The organism is Nocardia amamiensis NBRC 102102 (assembly GCF_001612745.1).
Lineage (GTDB): Bacteria > Actinomycetota > Actinomycetes > Mycobacteriales > Mycobacteriaceae > Nocardia > Nocardia amamiensis.
In genome coordinates this window covers 70,927-91,167 of sequence record NZ_BDBA01000025.1, presented here as the reverse complement: position 1 = coordinate 91,167, position 20,241 = coordinate 70,927, and the positions used below count along the sequence as shown (strand labels likewise).

19 protein-coding genes and 1 pseudogene are annotated in these 20,241 nt (G+C 67.6%); 11 read left to right on the top strand and 9 right to left on the bottom strand.

What is annotated here, in order from left to right; translation table 11 throughout:
* Together NA4_RS07395 and NA4_RS07390 are read right to left on the bottom strand one after the other, a co-directional pair.
* A pseudogene (locus NA4_RS07395) lies at positions 1 to 552 on the bottom strand (NlpC/P60 family protein); the annotation flags it as partial.
* A gap of 469 nt (positions 553 to 1,021) precedes the next feature.
* The gene (locus NA4_RS07390) at positions 1,022 to 1,591 is read right to left on the bottom strand and encodes an Rv1476 family membrane protein (RefSeq protein WP_067465988.1); all 570 of its coding nucleotides are present in this window, start codon (positions 1,589 to 1,591) and stop codon (positions 1,022 to 1,024) included.
* A gap of 287 nt (positions 1,592 to 1,878) precedes the next feature.
* On the opposite strand from NA4_RS07390, the gene NA4_RS07385 reads away from it, so the two are divergent.
* From NA4_RS07385 to NA4_RS07370, 5 genes are all read left to right on the top strand, one after another.
* Positions 1,879 to 4,683 carry an aconitate hydratase gene (locus NA4_RS07385; RefSeq protein ID WP_067465984.1) on the top strand — a complete coding sequence of 935 codons (2,805 nt, stop codon included), beginning with the start codon at positions 1,879 to 1,881 and terminating at the stop codon, positions 4,681 to 4,683.
* Between the two features lie 134 nt (positions 4,684 to 4,817).
* Positions 4,818 to 5,384 (top strand): TetR/AcrR family transcriptional regulator, encoded by a 567-nt coding sequence (locus tag NA4_RS07380; RefSeq protein ID WP_067465980.1) that lies wholly within the window; start codon positions 4,818 to 4,820, stop codon positions 5,382 to 5,384.
* Positions 5,385 to 5,830: 446 nt separating this feature from the next.
* On the top strand, positions 5,831 to 5,965 hold the full coding sequence (locus NA4_RS43210; RefSeq protein ID WP_281179984.1) for a hypothetical protein: 135 nt from the start codon (positions 5,831 to 5,833) through the stop codon (positions 5,963 to 5,965).
* Between the two features lie 62 nt (positions 5,966 to 6,027).
* A complete protein-coding gene (locus tag NA4_RS07375) occupies positions 6,028 to 6,510 on the top strand; it encodes a hypothetical protein (RefSeq protein ID WP_067465976.1) in 483 nt (160 codons plus the stop codon).
* 11 nt (positions 6,511 to 6,521) lie between these two features.
* Positions 6,522 to 6,827 (top strand): hypothetical protein, encoded by a 306-nt coding sequence (locus NA4_RS07370; RefSeq protein WP_067465972.1) that lies wholly within the window; start codon positions 6,522 to 6,524, stop codon positions 6,825 to 6,827.
* Positions 6,828 to 6,996: 169 nt separating this feature from the next.
* On the opposite strand, the gene NA4_RS07365 is transcribed toward NA4_RS07370, so the two are convergent.
* The gene (locus tag NA4_RS07365) at positions 6,997 to 7,806 is read right to left on the bottom strand and encodes a hypothetical protein (protein ID WP_067465969.1); all 810 of its coding nucleotides are present in this window, start codon (positions 7,804 to 7,806) and stop codon (positions 6,997 to 6,999) included.
* Positions 7,807 to 7,967: 161 nt separating this feature from the next.
* Positions 7,968 to 8,474 (bottom strand): MarR family winged helix-turn-helix transcriptional regulator, encoded by a 507-nt coding sequence (locus tag NA4_RS07360; RefSeq protein ID WP_067465966.1) that lies wholly within the window; start codon positions 8,472 to 8,474, stop codon positions 7,968 to 7,970.
* Between the two features lie 159 nt (positions 8,475 to 8,633).
* Between NA4_RS07360 and NA4_RS07355 the strand changes: the two genes are divergently transcribed.
* The 3 genes from NA4_RS07355 (at position 8,634) to NA4_RS07345 (ending at position 10,890) form a co-directional block, all read left to right on the top strand.
* Positions 8,634 to 9,047 carry a cupin domain-containing protein gene (locus tag NA4_RS07355; RefSeq protein ID WP_245671164.1) on the top strand — a complete coding sequence of 138 codons (414 nt, stop codon included), beginning with the start codon at positions 8,634 to 8,636 and terminating at the stop codon, positions 9,045 to 9,047.
* A 413-nt stretch (positions 9,048 to 9,460) separates the two neighbouring features.
* Entirely contained in the window at positions 9,461 to 9,916 is a 456-nt protein-coding gene (locus NA4_RS07350; protein WP_067465959.1) for a hypothetical protein, read from the top strand.
* A gap of 44 nt (positions 9,917 to 9,960) precedes the next feature.
* Positions 9,961 to 10,890: an MvdC/MvdD family ATP grasp protein gene (locus NA4_RS07345; RefSeq protein ID WP_245671158.1), complete on the top strand. Its 930-nt coding sequence runs from the start codon at positions 9,961 to 9,963 to the stop codon at positions 10,888 to 10,890.
* On the opposite strand, the gene NA4_RS07340 is transcribed toward NA4_RS07345, so the two are convergent.
* The 3 genes from NA4_RS07340 to NA4_RS07330 all read right to left on the bottom strand — a co-directional run bounded on the left by NA4_RS07340 (position 10,884) and on the right by NA4_RS07330 (position 13,484).
* The gene (locus NA4_RS07340) at positions 10,884 to 11,456 is read right to left on the bottom strand and encodes a dihydrofolate reductase family protein (RefSeq protein ID WP_067465953.1); all 573 of its coding nucleotides are present in this window, start codon (positions 11,454 to 11,456) and stop codon (positions 10,884 to 10,886) included. The genes NA4_RS07345 and NA4_RS07340 overlap by 7 nt on opposite strands.
* Positions 11,457 to 11,537: 81 nt before the next feature.
* Positions 11,538 to 11,771, bottom strand: a complete 234-nt coding sequence (locus NA4_RS07335) for a helix-turn-helix domain-containing protein (RefSeq protein ID WP_067465950.1) — start codon at positions 11,769 to 11,771, stop codon at positions 11,538 to 11,540.
* An 81-nt stretch (positions 11,772 to 11,852) separates the two neighbouring features.
* Positions 11,853 to 13,484 carry an ABC-F family ATP-binding cassette domain-containing protein gene (locus NA4_RS07330; RefSeq protein WP_067466027.1) on the bottom strand — a complete coding sequence of 544 codons (1,632 nt, stop codon included), beginning with the start codon at positions 13,482 to 13,484 and terminating at the stop codon, positions 11,853 to 11,855.
* A 171-nt stretch (positions 13,485 to 13,655) separates the two neighbouring features.
* Here NA4_RS07330 and NA4_RS07325 point away from each other — a divergent pair, with 171 nt between their 5' ends.
* Positions 13,656 to 14,420, top strand: a complete 765-nt coding sequence (locus NA4_RS07325; protein WP_067465947.1) for an SDR family oxidoreductase — start codon at positions 13,656 to 13,658, stop codon at positions 14,418 to 14,420.
* A 37-nt stretch (positions 14,421 to 14,457) separates the two neighbouring features.
* Here the strand turns inward: NA4_RS07325 and NA4_RS07320 are convergent, their stop codons facing one another.
* Positions 14,458 to 15,237, bottom strand: coding sequence for a hypothetical protein (locus NA4_RS07320; RefSeq protein ID WP_157128866.1), 780 nt, complete (start codon positions 15,235 to 15,237; stop codon positions 14,458 to 14,460).
* Positions 15,238 to 15,325: 88 nt separating this feature from the next.
* Positions 15,326 to 17,536 (bottom strand): MMPL family transporter, encoded by a 2,211-nt coding sequence (locus NA4_RS07315; RefSeq protein ID WP_067465940.1) that lies wholly within the window; start codon positions 17,534 to 17,536, stop codon positions 15,326 to 15,328.
* Between the two features lie 632 nt (positions 17,537 to 18,168).
* On the opposite strand from NA4_RS07315, the gene NA4_RS07310 reads away from it, so the two are divergent.
* A complete protein-coding gene (locus NA4_RS07310; RefSeq protein ID WP_245671162.1) occupies positions 18,169 to 19,266 on the top strand; it encodes a lycopene cyclase family protein in 1,098 nt (365 codons plus the stop codon).
* Positions 19,263 to 20,204 (top strand): non-homologous end joining protein Ku, encoded by a 942-nt coding sequence (gene ku, locus NA4_RS07305; RefSeq protein WP_067465937.1) that lies wholly within the window; start codon positions 19,263 to 19,265, stop codon positions 20,202 to 20,204. The genes NA4_RS07310 and ku overlap by 4 nt, the downstream gene beginning before the upstream one ends.
* Positions 20,205 to 20,241 lie beyond the last annotated feature (37 nt).

The following is a 20,241-nucleotide window of genomic DNA, read 5'->3' as shown; positions in this document are numbered from 1 at the left end:
GGCCGCCTTCGCCTGTCGGGCGGCGGAATTCTTGTTGCCGTGATCGATCTGGGCCCGGCGCAGGCCGTCGAGCACCTGTTGCCGGTTCTTGGAGACCAGCTCGAGCAGTTGAGCACGGTCGAGCGCGGCCGCCGGGGTGGCAGCCGCGAGGTAGGTGATCATCGAATCGGACCCGGGCCGGGTGTAGACCTGGGTGGCGAACTGGTCGAAGTTGTGTCGCGCCTGGCCGACTCGCGCTCCGGCGTCGGCCAGTGCGTGCTGGGTATCGACGACGACCACGGCCGCCGCGTCGGCGGCATCCCGTGCGTTCTGTAGGTCGACCAGCGCCCGGTTGACGTCTTCCCGGCGCTGCGCGACGACGTCGTCGAGTTGCCGCAGCTGCTCGTCGGCGGCGGCGACGTGGTTGATGAGCGTGCCGACCTCGGCGACCCCGGCGTCGACCTGCGCCCCGGCTTGGGAGATCTGCGCGTCGCTGGGATTTGGCGGAGGAGGCGGCACAGCGGCGACCGGTCCGGCGGTGACCGCCGTGGCGACCGATATCAGCAACCCCATAGCGATCCATAGCGGGCGCCGTCTGGCTAGCTCGCCGTTGTTGCGCATCACACCTCCCATGGACCGGATTCCGGTAATGCCTCACGGGCATCAGGCGAACCATGACGCACTGTGGTCGACAGATGGCCTCTGGAAACACATATTCCCCATCACTGACCATTTGAACCGTATGCCACATAAGTCACAAGAACAACACTGGTAACAGCCTGGGCGTGCCCACTTCTGAATTGCTGTAAGTTTGCTGAACGTGGCGAGATGACCAGGCGGTCATAACAGACCAACCGGACGGAAAGTTAGCTACTGGGATACTGGAGCCCCGATTGCCACCGAGCAAGGCTCCACCGCAGCCTTCGCGTAGGCGAAGACCGCGCCAGAAGTCTTGGTCGCTCGAGAGTGATCCCGCGGGCAATGCCACGCGGCCGAAGGCAGATCGGCCGGAGCGACCGGCCGAGAAGAGGAAGCGCCGAACCTAGACGGCGCGAACGTCCGGCGACTCGCCCTGCGGTAAGTCGCGCCCGGCCTCCCGCGCCCGCCTGGCTTTGATCCAGTACAACCCGGCGATGACCGCCGACGTCCCGGCCAGCAGCGCGCAGGTGATGACGCTCCAGGAGACCGATTCCGGCGATTCCAGACGGGCCGCGAAGACGCTCGCCGCCTCGCCACTGTCGCCGTGCCGGTACTTCGCGGCGTCCTCGGCCCATTCCAGCCGCACCCGGCTGATCGTGTCGCTGTAGGTGCCGATCCAGTCGTCGCTGAACACGACGACGGTGCCGTGCTGCGTCTTGCCCACTTCGGTGGCCAGGTCCCGTAGGCTCGAGTCGTGTCCTGGATTGCCGGGGACGACCACGATGCTCAGCGGGATTCCTTGGGATCGCGCCTCCGCGGCGATGGCCGCCAACTCCGCCTCGTCCTTGCCGGTCAGTGTCGCGACGTGGTCATCGGCCAGATCGGCGTTGAGCGTGCGCACGGTGTCGGTGGTGAGGTTCGGCGGCAATTCCGCGGCCATGGGGGTGAAAACCGAGGTGTGCGGGGCGGTCATCTTCCATCCGGTCTGTCGAGCCGCATCGGCAACCGAAGCGACAGGCATCCAACACTGCAGGGTCGAGCGAGATCCCCCTTGCTGGCTCGAAAGCACAGTACGCGACGGAGTGTCGCATCACCGGACCACGGCACGCCCAACCGCCCCCCTGGTATTTCACAGGACAAGCGTACTGTTAGGGTCGTACCGCGAGGAACCGGCGCCCTAGCGGCGCCGGAGCACCTCCGAAGACTCGGTCGCCGGCACAGCCCCGCCGGCGGCCACCCTCACAGACGAGTGGAGCTGACGTGACGACAAGTATCGATACTTTCGGCGCCAAGGGCACCCTCGAGGTCGGTAGCAACTCCTACGAGATCTTCCGCCTCGCCGCCGTGCCCGGCACCGAGAAACTCCCCTACGCACTGAAGGTCCTCGCGGAGAACCTGCTCCGCACCGAGGACGGCGCGAACATCACCGCCGATCACATTCGTGCCATCGCGAACTGGGATCCGTCGGCGCAACCGAACACCGAGATCCAGTTCACGCCCGCCCGCGTCATCATGCAGGACTTCACCGGCGTGCCGTGCGTTGTCGACCTCGCCACCATGCGTGAGGCCGTCGCCGCCCTCGGCGGCGACCCGAACAAGGTCAACCCGCTCTCCCCCGCCGACATGGTCATCGACCACTCGGTCATCCTCGACGTCTTCGGCCGCGCCGACGCACTCGAGCGCAACGTCGAACTCGAGTACCAGCGCAATGGCGAGCGCTACCAGTTCCTGCGCTGGGGCCAGGGCGCGTTCGACGACTTCAAGGTCGTCCCGCCGGGCATGGGCATCGTGCACCAGGTCAACATCGAGTACCTGGCTCCCACCGTCATGGTCCGCAACGGCCAGGCCTATCCCGACACCTGCGTCGGCACCGACTCGCACACCACCATGGTCAACGGCCTCGGCGTGCTCGGCTGGGGCGTCGGCGGTATCGAGGCGGAGGCGGCCATGCTCGGCCAGCCGGTCTCCATGCTTATTCCGCGCGTCGTCGGCTTCAAGCTGACCGGTGAGATCCAGCCGGGCGTGACCGCCACCGACGTGGTGCTCACCGTCACCGACATGCTGCGCAAGCACGGCGTGGTCGGCAAGTTCGTCGAGTTCTACGGCGCCGGTGTCGCCGAGGTGCCGCTGGCCAACCGCGCCACCCTCGGCAACATGAGCCCCGAGTTCGGCTCGACCGCCGCGATCTTCCCGATCGACGCCGAGACGGTCAACTACCTGCGCCTGACCGGCCGCACCGACGAGCAGCTCGCGCTCGTCGAGGCGTACGCCAAGGAGCAGGGCATGTGGCACGACCCGGACCACGAGCCCGCCTACTCCGAGTACCTCGAACTCGACCTGAGCAGCGTGGTGCCGTCCATCGCGGGCCCGAAGCGCCCGCAGGACCGGATCCTGCTCAGCGAGTCGAAGATCGCCTTCCGCAAGGACATTCACAACTACGTCGAGGAGCAGCTGCCGGTCGCGCATACCAAGCTCGACGAGGCGGTCGAGGAGTCCTTCCCCGCGTCCGACGCCGCGGTACTGTCCTTCGCCGACGACGGCGCGGTCGACGTGCAGTCCGCGGCGAACAACGCCGAGGGCCGTCCGAGCAAGCCGGTCCGCGTGGTGTCCGAGGAGCGCGGCGAGTTCGTCCTCGATCACGGCGCGGTCGTGGTGGCGGGCATCACCTCCTGCACCAACACCTCCAACCCGTCGGTCATGCTCGGCGCGGCGCTGCTGGCTCGTAACGCGGTCGACAAGGGCCTGTCCAGCAAGCCGTGGGTCAAGACGAACATGGCGCCCGGGTCCCAGGTCGTCTCCGACTACTACGAGAAGGCCGGTCTGTGGCCGTACCTGGAGAAGCTCGGCTTCTACCTGGGTGGCTTCGGCTGCACCACCTGCATCGGCAACACCGGCCCGCTGCCGGAGGAGATCTCCAAGGCGGTCAACGACAACGACTTGTCGGTCACCGCGGTGCTGTCCGGCAACCGCAACTTCGAGGGCCGCATCTCCCCCGACGTGAAGATGAACTACTTGGCCTCCCCGCCGCTGGTCATCGCCTACGCGCTCGCGGGCACCATGGACTTCGACTTCGAGACCGACTCGCTGGGCAAGGACACCGAGGGCAACGACGTCTACCTGCGCGACATCTGGCCCTCGCCGCAGGAGATCGACGACACCATCAAGTCGGCGATCAGCCAGGACATGTTCCGCAAGTCCTACGCCGACGTCTTCAAGGGCGACGAGCGCTGGCAGAACCTGTCCACCCCCGAGGGCGACACCTTCGCGTGGGACGAGAACTCGACCTACGTCCGGAAGGCGCCGTACTTCGACGGCATGGAGCTCGAGCCGGCGCCGGTCACCGACATCAAGGGCGCCCGCGTCCTGGCGCTGCTCGGCGATTCGGTCACCACAGACCACATCAGCCCGGCCGGTCCGATCAAGCCCGGCACCCCGGCCGCGCAGTATCTGGACTCGCACGGCGTGGAGCGCAAGGACTACAACTCCCTCGGCTCGCGTCGCGGTAACCACGAGGTGATGATCCGCGGCACCTTCGCCAACATCCGGCTGCGCAACCAGCTGCTGGACGACGTCTCGGGCGGCTACACCCGCGACTTCACCCAGGCGGGCGGCCCGCAGGCGTTCATCTACGACGCCTCGCAGAACTACCAGGCCGCGGGCATCCCGCTGGTCGTGCTCGGTGGCAAGGAGTACGGTTCGGGCTCGTCACGTGACTGGGCCGCCAAGGGCACCCGGCTGCTGGGCGTGAAGGCCGTCATCACCGAGTCGTTCGAGCGCATCCACCGCTCCAACCTCATCGGCATGGGCGTCATCCCGCTGCAGTTCCCCGCCGGCGAGTCGGCCGCGTCGCTGAAGCTGGACGGCACCGAGACCTTCGACATCGAGGGCATCACCAAGCTGAACGAGGGTGTCACCCCGAAGACCCTGAAGGTCACCGCCACCAAGGAGAACGGTGACAAGATCACCTTCGACGCGGTCGTGCGGATCGACACCCCCGGTGAGGCCGATTACTACCGCAACGGCGGCATCCTGCAGTACGTGCTGCGCAACATGATTCGCGGCTGAACTGTGTTCCGCCGAAAGTAGGAACCGTCGTAGAAGGGTCCGCGCACCGCATCCGGCGGTGCGCGGACCTCTCCACATTCCGCTTCGCGCCGCACCGCGCACCGCGCGATGCCCGCTTCCCTCGGAGGAGCCCGATGCCCAAGGTCAGTGACGATCACCTCGCCGCCCGGCGCAGCCAGATTCTGGACGGGGCACGCCGCTGCTTCGCCGAGTACGGCTACGACGGCGCCACCGTGCGCCGCCTGGAGGAGGAGATCGGGCTCTCCCGGGGCGCCATCTTCCACCATTTCCGCGACAAGGACGCGCTGTTCCTCGCCCTCGCCCAAGAGGATGCCGAACGCATGGCCGACGTCGCGGCCAACCAGGGCATCGTGCAGGTGATGCGCGACATGCTCGCCCATCCCGAGCAGTTCAACTGGCTCGGAACGCGTTTGGAGATCGCGCGGCGGCTGCGCACCGATCCCGAGTTCCGTGCCGGCTGGACCCAGCGTTCGGCCGAGCTCACCGCCGCCACCCTGGCCCGCCTGGAACGCCGCAAGGCCGCAGGCGCACTGCGCGACGACGTCCCCACCGACGTCCTGCTCGGCTACCTCGACCTGGTCCTGGACGGCTTGATCGCCCGGATCGCCTCCGGCCACACCAACGAAAACCTCTCCGCGGTGCTGGATCTGGTCGAGGCTTCGGTCCGCCGCAAGCACTGACACTCCCCCGCCTCTCCGCGTCTTCCGGCCCCACCGAAGGGAGGGGACGAACTTCACGAGTCGGTGAAGCCGCCGAATCCCTTCCGAGAACGAGCACCCGCCAGGTCGCCGGATGACCGGTCACACCAGGTACAGGGGTGGCCGCATGTTGCCAGGCCGTTCGCGTCTGAGCAGGTCGCGCAGTTCCTCTCCAGCGTCCGCACCCGTCGCGCCGGTCAGCTCGATGACACGGCGGATTGTCAGCGCGTTGACACCGCGAAGTGACGCGGCGTACGCATAACGGTCGATGTCGCCAGTTGTGTCGATGGTCGGCGTCCGCTGCGGGTAGCAGATGTCCGAATTGCATCCCGTATGGACGGATGTCGCTCTATCAGTGCGGGCGCTGCTCGCTACTTTTCACAAGGAAACCCGCCAGAAACTCGACCGCGCCAGTTGACAGTCATCCGATGTTTCAGGGCGCGGAGGGCTTGCTGATGCCGGTTGATGGGCACGGATGGGTCTCCGACTCGGACGCCGACTTGGACAAAGCCGACGCACTCACGATCACGCCTATCAGCGTGGTCGACGTCGAAGCGAACTGATCACGCCATGAGAGTACTGGGCGGTATCGGCCGCGCAGGCAGGAAAGAATGGGGGCAATCCCTTGCACTACAACATTTCTCGACTGTCCGTCATCGTCGCCGCGCTAGGCGCGCTGCTGATCTCCGGCACAAGTGGCAACGTCGCGAGCGCCAGTCCGGACGGACCATTGGTCACCGAGGCAAAGAAGCCTATCTGCGACAACGGATTCAGCCCCTGGTCCACACCAACGGTATTGCAGCCCAAGATCGAGGGCTACGGTTGGGCCAAGTGCGATCTCCCTCCCGATGGCAACCCCGGTCTCACGCACAACTACTACCTGAGCTTGCAGCGGCGTAACGCCTCTGGTGGCTGGGATTCCGTGGGCGAGCACATTCGAACCAGCCTCGTCCCGTGGACACGCCAGACCTACACGGCCAGCGCACCGTGCACGGCTGGATACTGGCGCATCGTCTCATCGGTGAGCGGTACCATCCAGGGCAGACAATACGGCCCCATCGAAACCGCGTCCGACCCGCGGGTCGTCACAGCAGCCGAATGCGGATAGAAGGGGATGACATGGGTTTGCCGAATGGACGGCGTTACGCCGATTACCACGGTCCGGTCACTATGCGCGATCAGGTGATCGGTTTGGCGCGAGCATTGTCGCGCCTCCGGCCTGGGCGGCGACTGTTGCACCCGCGCGATTCGGGTGGCGGGTATCAGGGCGTCCGCCGCGAGTTCGGTCGCTGGGTCGTGCGACCGATGAGCGGACCTGGTTCCCGCCGTTGGGTCAGCAAGCCGCATTACGCCACCCGCGCCATCCCCGCCGATGACCTCAAAGCGGCCGAGGACTGGATGCTGGCGACTCTCGGTGTGTACTGATCCGGCACCATTGGGTCTGCCGCCGCCAACCTAACGACAAACGCGCCCCGACCGAAGGGCCGGGGCGTCGTCATGTCCGCTTGCCGATTGCTAGCGGCGCATTTCATCGTCGTGCGAAATCAGTCGGCACGTCGCAGATCCGGCGAAAGCACGGAGAGGCGGGGAGCCTTCAAAACGTCGTGTTGATGTACTCCGCGGCGTGTGTGGTCCACAGAACCTTCGTGCCCGGCATCTTGTGTGTCGCGTAGAGCACGTGCTGACCGTGCGGCCACGGGGTCAGGTAACCGATGACGCCGCGGACCGCCGCGCTGTAGCGGTCGAGATTGCCGATCGGGTCGCGTTGCAGGATTTCCAGGAGTTCGGCAAAGATCAGCGGCGCGACATTGCCGATCCGAGCGCCCTCGACGAAGGAGAACGGCGAGATGCCGACGCCGATGATGCGCAGCGGCGAATCTTTGGGCGCGGCGGTGATGATGTCGCCGGGGTTGGCGTACTCGCGGACCGCGACCGAGGCAGGCCACGCGCAGCGCTGCCCGTGCAGGCCGAAGGTCGCTGCGGGGCAGAGGTTTCCGACCGACTCACCGGCCCGGCGCACCGGGTTTGCGATATTCACGGCGAACGCGATTTCCAGCGGCGTGCCGTCGATGTTCTTGTACTTCCCCGACCGGACGCCCTCCAGGATTTGGCTGGCGCAGATGCCGCCGAGCGAATAGCTCAGCAGCCCGCAGACGTTCGGCGAGTCCTGGATGGCTTTCACACCCGCCGCCGTGCCGAGCCGCACCGATGTGTCCAGCGAGGGACCCCAGACATTCGGCGCCGGTCCCACCGGCACAGGACCCACCGAAGCGGGCCACTCGGGCTCGAAGCAGCTGAATTTGTCGGTGTCGAGTAGTTTGGCGACTTCGTGCAGCATGCCCGCGGGCGTTCCATCGGAGTTCCGCGGCTCCCCGGTGCCGCGGAGAGTGACGATGTCTATCATCGTGTCCTCCTTGCACAATCGCACCGAAACTTTCGGCACGCAACTCCACGGTAAACCCGGGTGGCAGCGCGGGGCATGAGTATCGAGCTACCTCATCGGGACACGAGTTTCCCCATGTAGAGCGCGATTCGGCGGATCGAAGGCCGCGTGAGCTACCGCGACTACTCCCCCAGCTCCATACTGCTCAGTAGAATTCGCGCGATCCGGTCCAGTTCCTGCCGCTGACCGGTGGTCAGCACGGACAGGATCCTGGTCTCGTTCGCGGTGTGTTCGGTGACCATGGCGTCGACGAGTTCGCGCCCCGCCGCCGTGAGGGCGACCCGGATCGCGCGACGGTCCTTGGCGTCCGCGACTCGCCGCACCAGCCCCGCGGCTTCCAGCCGATCCAGCCGTCCGGTCATCCCGGCCCGCGAGAGCATCAGCGTGTCGGCGAGGACCGACGGGTTCAGCTCGAAGGGTTCGCCCGAACGACGCAGCGCGGCGAGTACATCGAACTCACCGCGTTGCAGGCCGTGTTTGCCGAACACCGCCTCGATCTCGCGCCGCGCCACCACCATCAGCCTGCCCAACCTGCCGATCACGGCCATGGCCTCGAGGTCGAGGTCCGGACGTTCGCGCCGCCACTGCGCCACGATCGCGTCGACAGGGTCCGTCTGCTGCTCCGTCATGGACGGATTCTATTCGGTGATTTATAGTTCGGTCGCTAACTATCAAACACCGAACCAAATGGAGTTCCGATGCGCACTACCGGCCCGCACACCCAAGCCGCGATCCGCCAGCCGCAGGATGCGGAGACACTGCACACGAAGTCGGTCACCGTGCGCCTGCTGATCGACGCCGTGGAGGCGGGCGGCGCCCTGAGCACACTCGAAGTGGCCATGGACCGCGGGGCCGACGGCGCAGCGCCGCATTACCACACACGTTCCGACGAGCTGTTCTATGTCGCCGAGGGGGAACTGCAAGTGCTGGCGGGCGACCGGATCGTCACGGTCGGCGCGGGCGGTTCGATCGTGGTACCCAAGTTCATGCCGCACGCGTTCGGCGCCGCGCCCGACAGCACGGCGCGCATCTTGATCGCCCTCACACCGGGCGTGCAGCGCTTCGAGTACTTCCGCCTGCTGGAGCGCATCGCAGCAGGCGAATCGGCCATGGCCGAGCTCGCGGCGGCCCAGGACGAGTTCGACAACCACTTCGTCGACGCCCCGGCGTGGTGGGTCGAGCGCAACGGTAACCGGCGCTGAGCCCCCTGCGACGCGCCGGCAGCCGCAAATGCCAGCCCGCCCAGTCTGATTCGAACAAGTTGAGCAAGACGGCCCGCGCGCCGAGCCGAGGAAATACGATCCCATGCGGACGCGGTGGCGGTTCCGGCCTGGGCCGCCTGCGGAGGCCGCAGTGCACGAAAGTACAGATGCACAGCCGCCAATATCGGGCTATGGACGCGGTCCCATCCAGCCCCTGGGGTAGCTCGATGATTGCACCCTGACTATTTCCGGCCTACCGGAAATGTTTCGGTACTCGCCGGTTCCGGATCGGAATTCGGTTTGCCACCGGCCGGTAAATCTCCCGATCCGAACCGATCGAAGCACCTACCGCGATATGATCGCTCACACGCTTGGGGGTCGTGGCAAATGGTGAGCAGATCGGAGAAACGGCTATGACCGACGCAATCCGCCGTCCCGGCACGACGCCGCAGGGTGACCGCGTTCCCCCGCTCCAGGGTGTGCTGGTCGCGGAATCGGACCGCGAAATCAGCGTGCGCGTCGCCGAGGGCACGTGGACGTTCCGTCGGTCCGACGTCCTGCGAGTCGTCGATTCCGCTGTGCCGCATTCCGATCAGGACGGCCGCCCGGTATTGGTGGACATTCGCGTGGGCGCCACCGCCGATTTCACCCGGCGTCTGCGTATCGACCTGGTCGACCGGCCGATGACCATCCCGGAGGCACCGTCGGAGGCACTCGGCGACGACCAGCTGCGCCGGCTCACCGAAATCTGGGCCGACCGACTGCAACTCGTCCAGGGCCCGGGTGCGGGCGGCGCGACGTTCACCTACTGCCAGACCAAATCGCTCGACGGCAGCGACGACGGCATCAACTGCGACAGTCTCGACTGAACGGCACGCACATGGCGGCACGCCGGAGGGCCTCGGTCCTGATCGTGTCCGAATCCGATGACCTCCACGGCACCGCGATGGCGGCGACGTTGCGAGAGCACCACGGACTCAGTCCGATTCAGCTCGATTTACGCGACTTCCCTCGCGAGTCCGGCAGCTTCCGCCTGGACCGGCTCGGCACGACCCGCTCGCTGTCGCACCTGATCGGCCTCGACGACGTCCGGTCGGTGTGGTGGCGGCGACCGCACCACGCCCAAGTGCCTGCGGGTGTCCGCAGTTCGGACAACGACTTTCGGCAAGCCGAATGCGATGGCTTCATCCAGGGATTGCTCTGGTCCATCCCGGCCTACTGGGTCAACGACCCGGGCGCCGACCGCACCGCGGGACGCAAGATCGTGCAGCTGGAAACGGCGCTGCGGGCCGGATTCGCGGTACCGGAGACGCTGATCACCAACGACCCCGACGAGGCACGCAGTTTCGTCGAATCCCGGCCCGGTCCCGTCGTGTACAAACGCACCGGCACCAGCCGCGGCGAGTTCGCCGAGACCAGAATCATCTCCCGCGACGACTTCGGCAGGCTCGCCGCGATCCGTTCGGCGCCGACCACGTTCCAGGACTACATCGACGCCACCTGCGACCTGCGCGTCGTGTGGGTGGACGGGATCGAATGGACCGTGCGCATCGACTCGCAAGCCGGGGTCGGCAAGGTCGACTCCCGCCTGGACACCTCGGTCGACTTCACGCCCGACCACTTGCCCGCCGCGGTGAGCAAGTCGCTGGCCACCCTGATGGGTGCGCTCGGTCTGTCCTTCGGTGTGCTCGATATCCGGCTCGGCCGCGATGGCGAGTACTACTTTCTCGAGGTCAATCCGCAGGGCCAGTTCGCCTACCTGGAGATCAAGACCGGACTGCCCATCTTCCGCAGCCTGGCCAACCTCTTGGTGGACGGCGACGGCATGGTGGCCGGTTACTGACTGCGGCGATAGATCTGCCGCACCACACCGGACGCAGGGAACGCGACGACGTCCACCAGTCGCAGCCGCCGTGGCGCCACCTCCTCGAACAGCTGCTGACCCGCACCGAGCAGCACCGGAAACACCAGCAGCCGAAGCTCGTCCACCACGTCGAGGCGAAGGAACTCCTGCGCGGTGCGCGCGCCCGCGAACACCACCACCGGCTTGCCGGAGCTGTTCTTCAGTTCCGCGACCTCGGCGCGCAGGTCCGCGCCGATCCGGCGGGCGGGCTGCCACGGCAGCTCCAGGTCCGGCCGATGCGAGAGCACCAGTTTGGGCAGCGCGTTGACCAGCGGAGCCAGCCGCGCGTCCCCGGGAGTCGCCGGATTCCGTTGCGCGTCCGGCCAATACCCGGCAAGCAGCTCGTAGGACGTGCGCCCGAAGATCTGCGCGTCGACGCCGCTGAGCAGCTCGGCGAGATAGTCGTCCAATTCGGGATCGTCGACCTCGATCCAGTCGAGCGCTCCATCCGGCCCGGCCGCGTAGCCGTCCAGTGTCACCATGATCTGCAGCAGCAGCTCCCGCACCGCGAGGTCCTTTCCGTCGACATCGTTGCTGTCAACAGTGCGGACGATCCCCGCGGCGCGAATTCATCGCGGCATCGGACGCTACTGGCCCTTCCTGCGGTTGGCCCCACCCCGGCTGCGGAGCTGCACATGCGACTCCACTAGCACGTTGTGGATGAAGCCGTAGGAACGGCCGGTGGACCGCGCCAGTGACCGGATGCTCGCACCGGCCTCGTATTGCTTCTTCAGCTGGGTTTGTAGGCGGTCGCGCGACTTCCCGGTGACGCGTGTGCCCTTACCCAATGTGGCCTTAGTCTGTGTGGGCCTGTCGCTCATGGCTTCCTCCGAGTCGCCGAGCAGCGTCTTTCCAGGCTAAGCACTCAGCAGGCCGTGATCAACGGGTTCCTGTGATGAAACTCACGCAAGCTGAATAAGTTCCAGATATTCCGCCGACCAGTGATCTTCTGTCCCGTCCGGGAGGAGAATCACCCGTTCCGGAGACAACGCCTCCGCTGCGCCGGGGTCGTGGGTCACCAGCACTACCGCGCCCGCGTAGGTGCGCAGCGCGTCGAGCACCTGCTCACGCGACACCGGGTCGAGATTGTTCGTCGGCTCGTCCAGCAGCAGCACGTTCGCCGCCGAGGAGACCAGACCGGCCAGCGCCAGACGGGTCTTCTCACCACCCGAGAGGGTGCCTGCGGGCTGGTCGAGCTGCGGTCCGGAGAACATGAACGCGCCGAGCAGGCCACGCAGATCCTGCTCACCCGCGTCCGGCGCGGCGTGGCGGATGTTCTCCCAGACGGTCGCGTCGTCGTCCAGGGTGTCGTGTTCCTGCGCGAAGTACCCGATCTTCAGGCCGTGGCCGGGCACCAGGCCGCCGGCGGTCGGCTGCTCGACCCCGGCGAGCAGGCGCAACAGCGTGGTCTTGCCCGCTCCGTTGAGCCCGAGTACGACGACCCGGCTGCCGCGATCGATAGCGAGATCGACACCGGTGAAGATCTCCAGCGAACCGTAGACCTTGGTCAGGTTCTCGGCCATCAGCGGCGTCTTCCCACAGGCCGCGGGCTCGGGGAATTTGATCCTGGCGACCTTGTCGGCGACGCGCACGTCGTCGAGTTCGGCCAGCAGGCGATCGGCCCGTTTGGCCATGTTCTGCGCCGCAGTCGCTTTCGTGGCCTTCGCCCCGAGCTTGGCGGCCTGGGCGCGCAGCGCGCTCGCCTTCTTCTCGGCGTTCGCGCGTTCGCGGCGCCTGCGCTGCTCGTCGGTGGCGCGCGCGTCCAGATACTTCTTCCACCCCATGTTGTAGACGTCGGCTTCGCCGCGCACCGCGTCCAGGAACCACACCTTGTTCACCACGTCGGCGAGCAGTTCCACATCGTGGCTGATCACGATCAGGCCGCCGTCGTGGTTCTGCAGGAAACCGCGCAGCCAGGTGATCGAGTCGGCGTCGAGATGGTTGGTCGGCTCGTCGAGCAGCAGAATGGTGTCCGAGCGGCCGCCGCTGCCGTCGGAGGCGGCGAACAGGATGCGCGCCAATTCGATTCGGCGGCGCTGGCCGCCGGAGAGAGTGCGCAACGGCTGGCCGAGTACCCGGTCGGGCAATCCGAGGCTGTGGCAGATGCGCGCCGCTTCGCTCTCGGCGACGTAACCGCCGAGCGCGGAGAACCGTTCCTCGAGCCTGCCGTACTTGCGTACCGCCTTCTCGCGCTCCTTGTCGTCGGCCACCTCGGCCATCAGGGCCTGCTGTTTCTCCATCTCGCGGATCAGCGTGTCCAGTCCGCGCGCGGACAGCACCCGGTCCCGGGCCAGCACGTCCAGGTTGCCTTCGCGCGGATCCTGCGGCAGGTAGCCGATGTCGCTGGAGCGCAGGATCTTTCCCGCGTACGGCTCGCCCTCGCCCGCCAGGATGCGCAGCGTGGTCGTTTTGCCCGCGCCGTTACGTCCGACCAGTCCGATCCGGTCGCCCGCCTGCACGCGCAGCGCCGGCCCGGGGGCCGACAGCAGGGTGCGGACTCCGGCCCGGACTTCCAGGTCGGTCGCGGTGATCACAAACTTCTCCTCGCGGATCGTGGTTGCTGGACGCGTGCGCTCGATTGTGCGACCCGACGGCACACAAGAACCACCGATTTTAACCGGGACGAATGGCTCGCCCGCAGCCCAGCGCCCCGCATGTGACGGCGGTAACGGCACGGGCGGACAACTGCGCTACCGTGCGATGCCATGAGTACCGATCTATTGGGCAAGAGCGCTCTGGTCACAGGGGCCAGCCGCGGCATCGGCAAGGCGGTCGCGGCGGAGCTGCTCGGCCGCGGCGCGAACGTGCTGATCACCGCGCGAAAGAAGGATCCGCTGGACGAGGCGGCCGACGAGCTGCGCGAGCTGGGCCACCAGGGTCAGGTCGTCGCGCTGGCGGGCAACTCCGGCGTCGCCGAGGATCGGGCGGCCGCGGTCGAGCGCGCGGTCACGGAGTTCGGTTCGCTGGACGTCCTGATCAACAACACCGGCATCAACCCGGTGTTCGGGTCCCTGATGGACGCGGACCTGGACGCGGTGCGCAAGATCTTCGACGTGAACGTGGTCGCGGCGCTCGGCTACATCCAGGAGGCGTACCGGGCGTGGATGCGCGACCACGGGGGCGCCGTGGTGAACGTGGCCAGCGTGGCCGGTATCCGCTCGACCGGCGTGATCGCCGCGTACGGCGCGTCCAAGGCCGCGCTCATCCGCCTGACCGACGAACTCGCCTGGCAGCTGGGACCGAAGATCCGCGTGAACGCGGTCGCGCCGGGCGTGATCAAGACCAAGTTCGCCGACGCGCTGTACTCGGCCGACGAGGAACGCGCCGCGAGCGTGTACCCGATGAAGCGGCTGGGCAGCCCGGAGGACGTGGCACGCCTGATCGGCTTCCTGGTCTCCGACGAGGCCGCATGGATCACCGGCGAGACCGTGCGGGTGGACGGCGGGCTGCTGTCGACCGGCGGACTCTGACCTCGCCGCCGAGATTTCCGTACGGGGCGCCGCCGCGCTACCGGAACGCCAGTGCACCGAGTATGTCGGCGTGCCGGTAGCGCAGATACTTCTCCACCGTCTCGGGGGAGACCGCGTCGGTGGCGGTCGCGATGGTCACCACGACGAACTCCTTCTGGCTGCCGTCCTTCCACTTGCCGGTCGCGTAACCGGAGATGTAGGAGCCCGGCCGCAGGGTCAGGTCCGAGTCGCTGAATCGATCCGTCGCCGCTGCGGCCTGATTCTCGTCGGTCATGCCGAGGATGAACTGGGTGAGCATCAGCGCGCCGCCCTCGGTGCGGAACACCATTTCCGCCGCATACGTGCAGCCGAGACCGGCGAGCTTGCCCGCTTTGTCGATGTCGCCGCAGTCGGGGTGGTCGCGGCCGTCGACCCAGTCGGCGTGCAACTCGACGCGGTCGAACCGGAAGTCCCAGTTCCCGGCGTACTCGGTGTGGCTCAGCCTGCCGGACGACGGGCCGCTCGTCCGGGTGCTGGTGGTCGTGGTGGCACGGGTAGTCGCGTCGGCGGACGTGGCGACGGCTGGCGCGGCGCCACGCTCGCGCGGGACCACCGCCACAGCGATGCCGACTGCGAGCAGGACGGCGACGATGCCGACGGCCAGCCCGGCTACCCGGCCGGTGCTGGATTTCGGGGGCGGTGGCAAGGGCGGCGCTTCCCACGCAGGCATCGGATACTCGCTGGGTGGGGAAGATTGCCCCCACCCATACTCCACACCGTCGGATTTCGCGTAATCGCCTGGCCCGCCGTCGAATCCGGGGCCGGAGGGATACGTCATCGCGGTCGCCTTCCCGCATCCCCGGGCGGCCGTCCCACCCCGTGCGGGCTCCCCCGGGCTGCCCGACCGACCCTACCCGATACGCGTTTCAGAGCCGGGCGGGCTGACGCCAATCCTGGGAGCCGCCAACCTGGGCGGCGGCCGGCCCCTCCTCGATGCCGAAACGCCGGTGCAGCTTGCGCAGTGGCCCGGGTGCGTACCAGTTCCAGTCGCCGAGCAACTCCATCGCCGCGGGCAGCAGGAATCCGCGCACCAGGGTCGCGTCCACCAGGACCGCCAGCGGAAGGCCGATACCGAAGGCTTTCATGAACGTGATGTCCGAGGCGAGGAAGCCGAGGAACACCAGAGAGATCAACACCGCCGCCGCCGTGACGATCCGTCCGATCCGCTCCAGCCCGGAGGTGACCGCGAGCGCGTTGGATCTGGTCCGCTGGTACTCCTCGCGGATGCGGGCCAGCAGGAACACCTGGTAGTCCATGGCCAGGCCGAACGCGACGCCGAACAGCATGACCGGAACGGTCGGCGGCAGGTCGCCGGTGACGGTGAACCCGAGCAAGCCGGACAGATGCCCGTCTTGGAAGATCCAGACCAGCGCCCCGAAGGTCGCGGTCAGGCTCAGCACGCTGAGCACCACCGCCAGCAGCGGCAGCACGACGCTTCCGGTGAGCAGGAACAGGACCGCCACCATGATCAGCACCACGAACACCAGCGCGTACGGCAGCGCGGAGACCACCGCGTCGATCGCGTCCGCGTTCGCCGCGGCCACGCCGCCGACCAGCACCGGCGACGCGGCGGGCGTCGCGCGCACGGCGCCGGCGATCCGGTCCAGCGCACCTGGATCGGTGGTGTCCGGAATCACCGTGAGATAGGCCGCGTTCGGCGCGCGGAAGCGGTCGTCGGCCGCAGTGGGCGGGGCAAGCAGACCGCCGTGGCTGTAGCTACCGGTGGCCGTGTCGACCCGGCGGACGTTCTCGATCTCCGACAGTTCCCTGGCGTAGGCGTCCAATCCTGCCGCGTTGTAGGCGGTTTCGGGCAGCACCGCGAACAGCCCGTTCTGCTCGGTGGCGGCGAAGTCGCGCTGGATGGTCTCGGTGACCTGGCGGTTGTTCATCGACTCCGGCAGCGAACGTTCGTCCGGGAAGCCGAGTTTCACGCCGAGGAAAGGCGCGCCCAGTACCAGCAGCAGGGCGGTCACCGCGAGCCCGATGGGCACCGGCCGCATCATCACGAACCGGGCCAGGCGATGCCAGGCGCCCTCGCCCGGCGCGGGCCGGGCGGCGCGCAGGAACCACCAGAGCTGACCGTTGTCGATTTTGGTGCCGAGCAGGAACAGGATCGCGGGCAGCACGGTCAGCGAGACCACCGCGGCGATCACCGCCACGGCCAAGCCCGCGTACCCCATCGACCGCACGGCCAGCAGCGGGAAGAACAACAGGCCCGACAGCGCCACCGCGACGGTCACGGCCGAGAACGCGACGGTGCGACCGGCCGAGCGCATGGTCGCCACCACCGCGGCCGCGGGCTGCTGTCCGGCGACCAGCTCGTCGCGATAGCGGCTGATGATCAACAGGCTGTAGTCGATCGCGAGGCCGAGGCCGAGCAGGGTGGCGACGTTGGTCGCGGTCGCCGCGAGATCGGTGATGCTCGCGATCAGCCACAGCGCACCCATCGTGATCATCACCGTGATCATGGCGACGACCAGCGGCAGGCTGGCCGCGACCAGGCCGCCGAAGACCAGCAGCAGCGCGACCAGCGTGATCGGGAAGGCGATGGATTCGCCGAGCACGACGTCTTTCTCGCTCTGTTGCACCGTCTCGTGCAGCAGCATCGCGTACCCGCCGACCCGCACCTCCAGCGGGCCGTGCGTGCCGCCGAACCGCTCGGCGAGGTCGCCGACGCGTTTGTCGACCTCGGACTCCTCGCCGAGGATGCTGGCCACGATCAGGCCCTTGGCGCCGTCGGTGCTGCGCAGCGCGGGCGACTTCTCGGTCCAGTAGGAGGCGACGCCCGCGACACCGGACTCCGACTTCAGCTCGGCGACCAGCTCGGTCGCGGCGGTGACCGCGGCGTCGTCGTCCACCGACCCGGGAGTCCGCACCAGCAGCACGAGATTCGGGGTGGCCTGGCCGAAGGTGTCCCGCAGCATCGCGGCCGCACGGCTGGATTCGCTGTCGGGATCGATGTACCCGCCGCCCTGCACTTTGTCGAACAGCGTCGCGCTCAGCGTGCCCATCGCCAGCGCGAGCACGGCGAACACCGCCAGGATCCATCGGCTGCGCCGCCTGGTCAGTTCGAACACTGCCTCTACCCCTAACTCGTTCCGGCCGGGCCGCTTTCGTCCTCGGACTGCCACGGCGCCGCCGGTTCGGCTGCCTGCCCGGCGCGCCATCGCGGCGTACCGGCACGCCGGTTGTTCGCCGCCGAACCTCGACACCGGGGCCGGATGCGTCGCCAGCGCCCCGGAATCCTAACAACGCCAGCGAAACTCTGGTGGGCGAGAACACATTCCGTGCACGACCAGCGCTCGAACCTGTCCTGTGCGCCTGGCGGCCGAGATCCTGTGCCGCCGCGCGCAGGGACGGTTGCCCTGACGCCGCCGCTGTTCTGACGGAGACATCGACTGTCCGCGAAGCGCGTGGTATCGCACCCAGTAGCAGAGTTCGCTGCGCCGTTGTTCGGAACATCACGACGGCAGCTGCGCTGCGGCCTCGGATAGCCGGCCCCGGGCAGGGGTCCATGCCGCGGTATTCGCGAGAAATTCATCTGAGATGTGCCGGGCTTCGGCATGGCGGCGTGCACGACGGCGACAACCGCGTTGTCCCCGTCCAGGCGAGCCGAACTACTAGGCTCCGACCAGTCCGGACCGAACGAACGAAAGGCGCAGACGATGCACGTAGGCGCCCCGGCGGACGCAGCGTGACGCCGGATCTGATCGTCTGTGGTCTGGGCCCGGCCGGACGGGCCCTTGCACATCGCGCTACAGCACGCGGGCTCACGGTCATCGCTGTGGATCCCGCACCGGAACGCAGGTGGACGGCTACGTATGCGGCATGGGCCGATGAACTGCCGGATTGGCTGGCGCCGGAGGCGATTGCCGCGACAGTGGCCCGGCCGATGGCATGGGGAACTCGGGCGCATCAGGTCGACCGCAGCTACGTGGTGCTGGACACCGCGCGTTTGCAGACGTCGTTGTCCTTGTCCGAGGCACGGATCATCGCCGACCGCGCGGTCGAGATCTCTCCCGAGCGGGTGACTCTCGCCTCGGGCAGGTCACTCGCGGCGGGCAGAGTCGTGGACGCCCGCGGCCTCACCCGTTCCCCCGCGCGGGCCGAGCAGACCGCCTATGGCGTGATCGTGGACGCCGAGCGCTGCGCAGGTATCGACCCGCTGTTCATGGACTGGCGCGCCGACAACGGCGCGGCGGCAGGCGAGATGCGCTCCTTCCTCTACGCCGTCCCGCTGGACGACGAGCGGATGCTGCTGGAGGAGACCTGCCTGGCCGGTCGTCCCGCCCTCGCGGGATCGCGGCTGCGCACGCGCCTGCACCACCGGCTGCGCGCCAGGGGCATCCGGCTCACCGGTGCGGAACCCGTCGAGCATGTCCGGTTCCCCGTGCAGGGCGGGCGTCCGGGCCCGCAAACCTTCGGCGCCGCCGGAGGCTTCCTGCATCCGGCGACCGGATACAGCGTCGCCGCCGCGCTGGCCGCGGCCGATGCCATGGCGGCCGGTCAGAACATGTGGCCTGCGGCCGCGCGGGTTGTCCACCGTCTTCGCGGCGCGGGACTGCGGGCGTTGCTGGCCGTGCCGCCCGCTGATCTCCCGGTGTTCTTCGACACGTTCTTCGAACTGCCCCCAGCGGCGCAACGCGCGTACCTATCCGGCCGCACCGACCTGACGGGCACGGTCGATGCGATGCGGACCCTCTTCGCGGCGCTGCCGTGGCGGCTGCGTCGGCGTGTCGCGGCCGCGACACTCGGGATTCCCGTTCCGTCGCGCGGTCGCCCGGGTTCGGCCATGATGGGTGCATGAGGTCGATCTGGAAAGGCTCGATCGCATTCGGGCTGGTGAACGTCCCGGTGAAGGTGTACACCGCCACCGAGGACCACGACATCCGGTTCCATCAGGTCCACGCCAAGGATGGAGGCCGGATCAAATACGACCGCGTGTGCAGCGTGTGCGGTCAGTCCATCCCGTACACCGATATCGACAAGGCCTATGAGTCTCCGGATGGAGACAAGGTCGTGCTGACCGACGAGGACTTCGCGAAACTGCCCGTGGCGGAGAAGCACGAGATCCCGGTGCTGCAGTTCGTGCCGTCCGAGCAGATCGACCCGATCCTGTTCGACAAGAGCTACTACCTGGAACCGGATTCCAGCACACCGAAGGCGTACGTGCTGCTGGCGACGACGCTCGAGGAGATCGAGCGCACCGCGCTGGTGTACTTCACGCTGCGCCAGAAGACCAGGCTCGCCGCGCTGCGCGTGCGCGATGGCGTGCTGGTGCTGCAAACCCTGCTGTGGCCGGACGAGGTGCGCTCGGTGGACTTCGAATCGCTCGACGGTGTCGCGCAACCGAAGCCGCAAGAGATCAAGATGGCCGAGACGCTGGTCGACGCCATGTCCGACGACTTCGATCCGGACCAGTTCACCGACGAATACCAGATCGAGCTCAAACGGCTGCTGGACGAGGCGATCGCCAGCGGCACCGGGAAGGTGCCCGAGCAGCCGGAGTTGGTGCCCACCGGGATGGACGCCGAGGTGGTCGACCTGGTGGCCGCGCTGCAGCGCAGCCTGGAGGCCAGCGGACGCCGGACGGCAGGCGGCGACGGTGCGGCGAAGGCCGAACCGAAGAAAGCGGCGAAGAAGGCGGCCGCCAAGAGTTCGAAGAGCGCGGCCAAGAGCACCGCGGCGAAGAAGGCGCCTGCGAAGAAAACCGCCAAGAAGACCGCCACACGCAAAGGCGCCTGACCTTCGCCGGTTGCGGTCGGTGATCAGCCGGACCCGG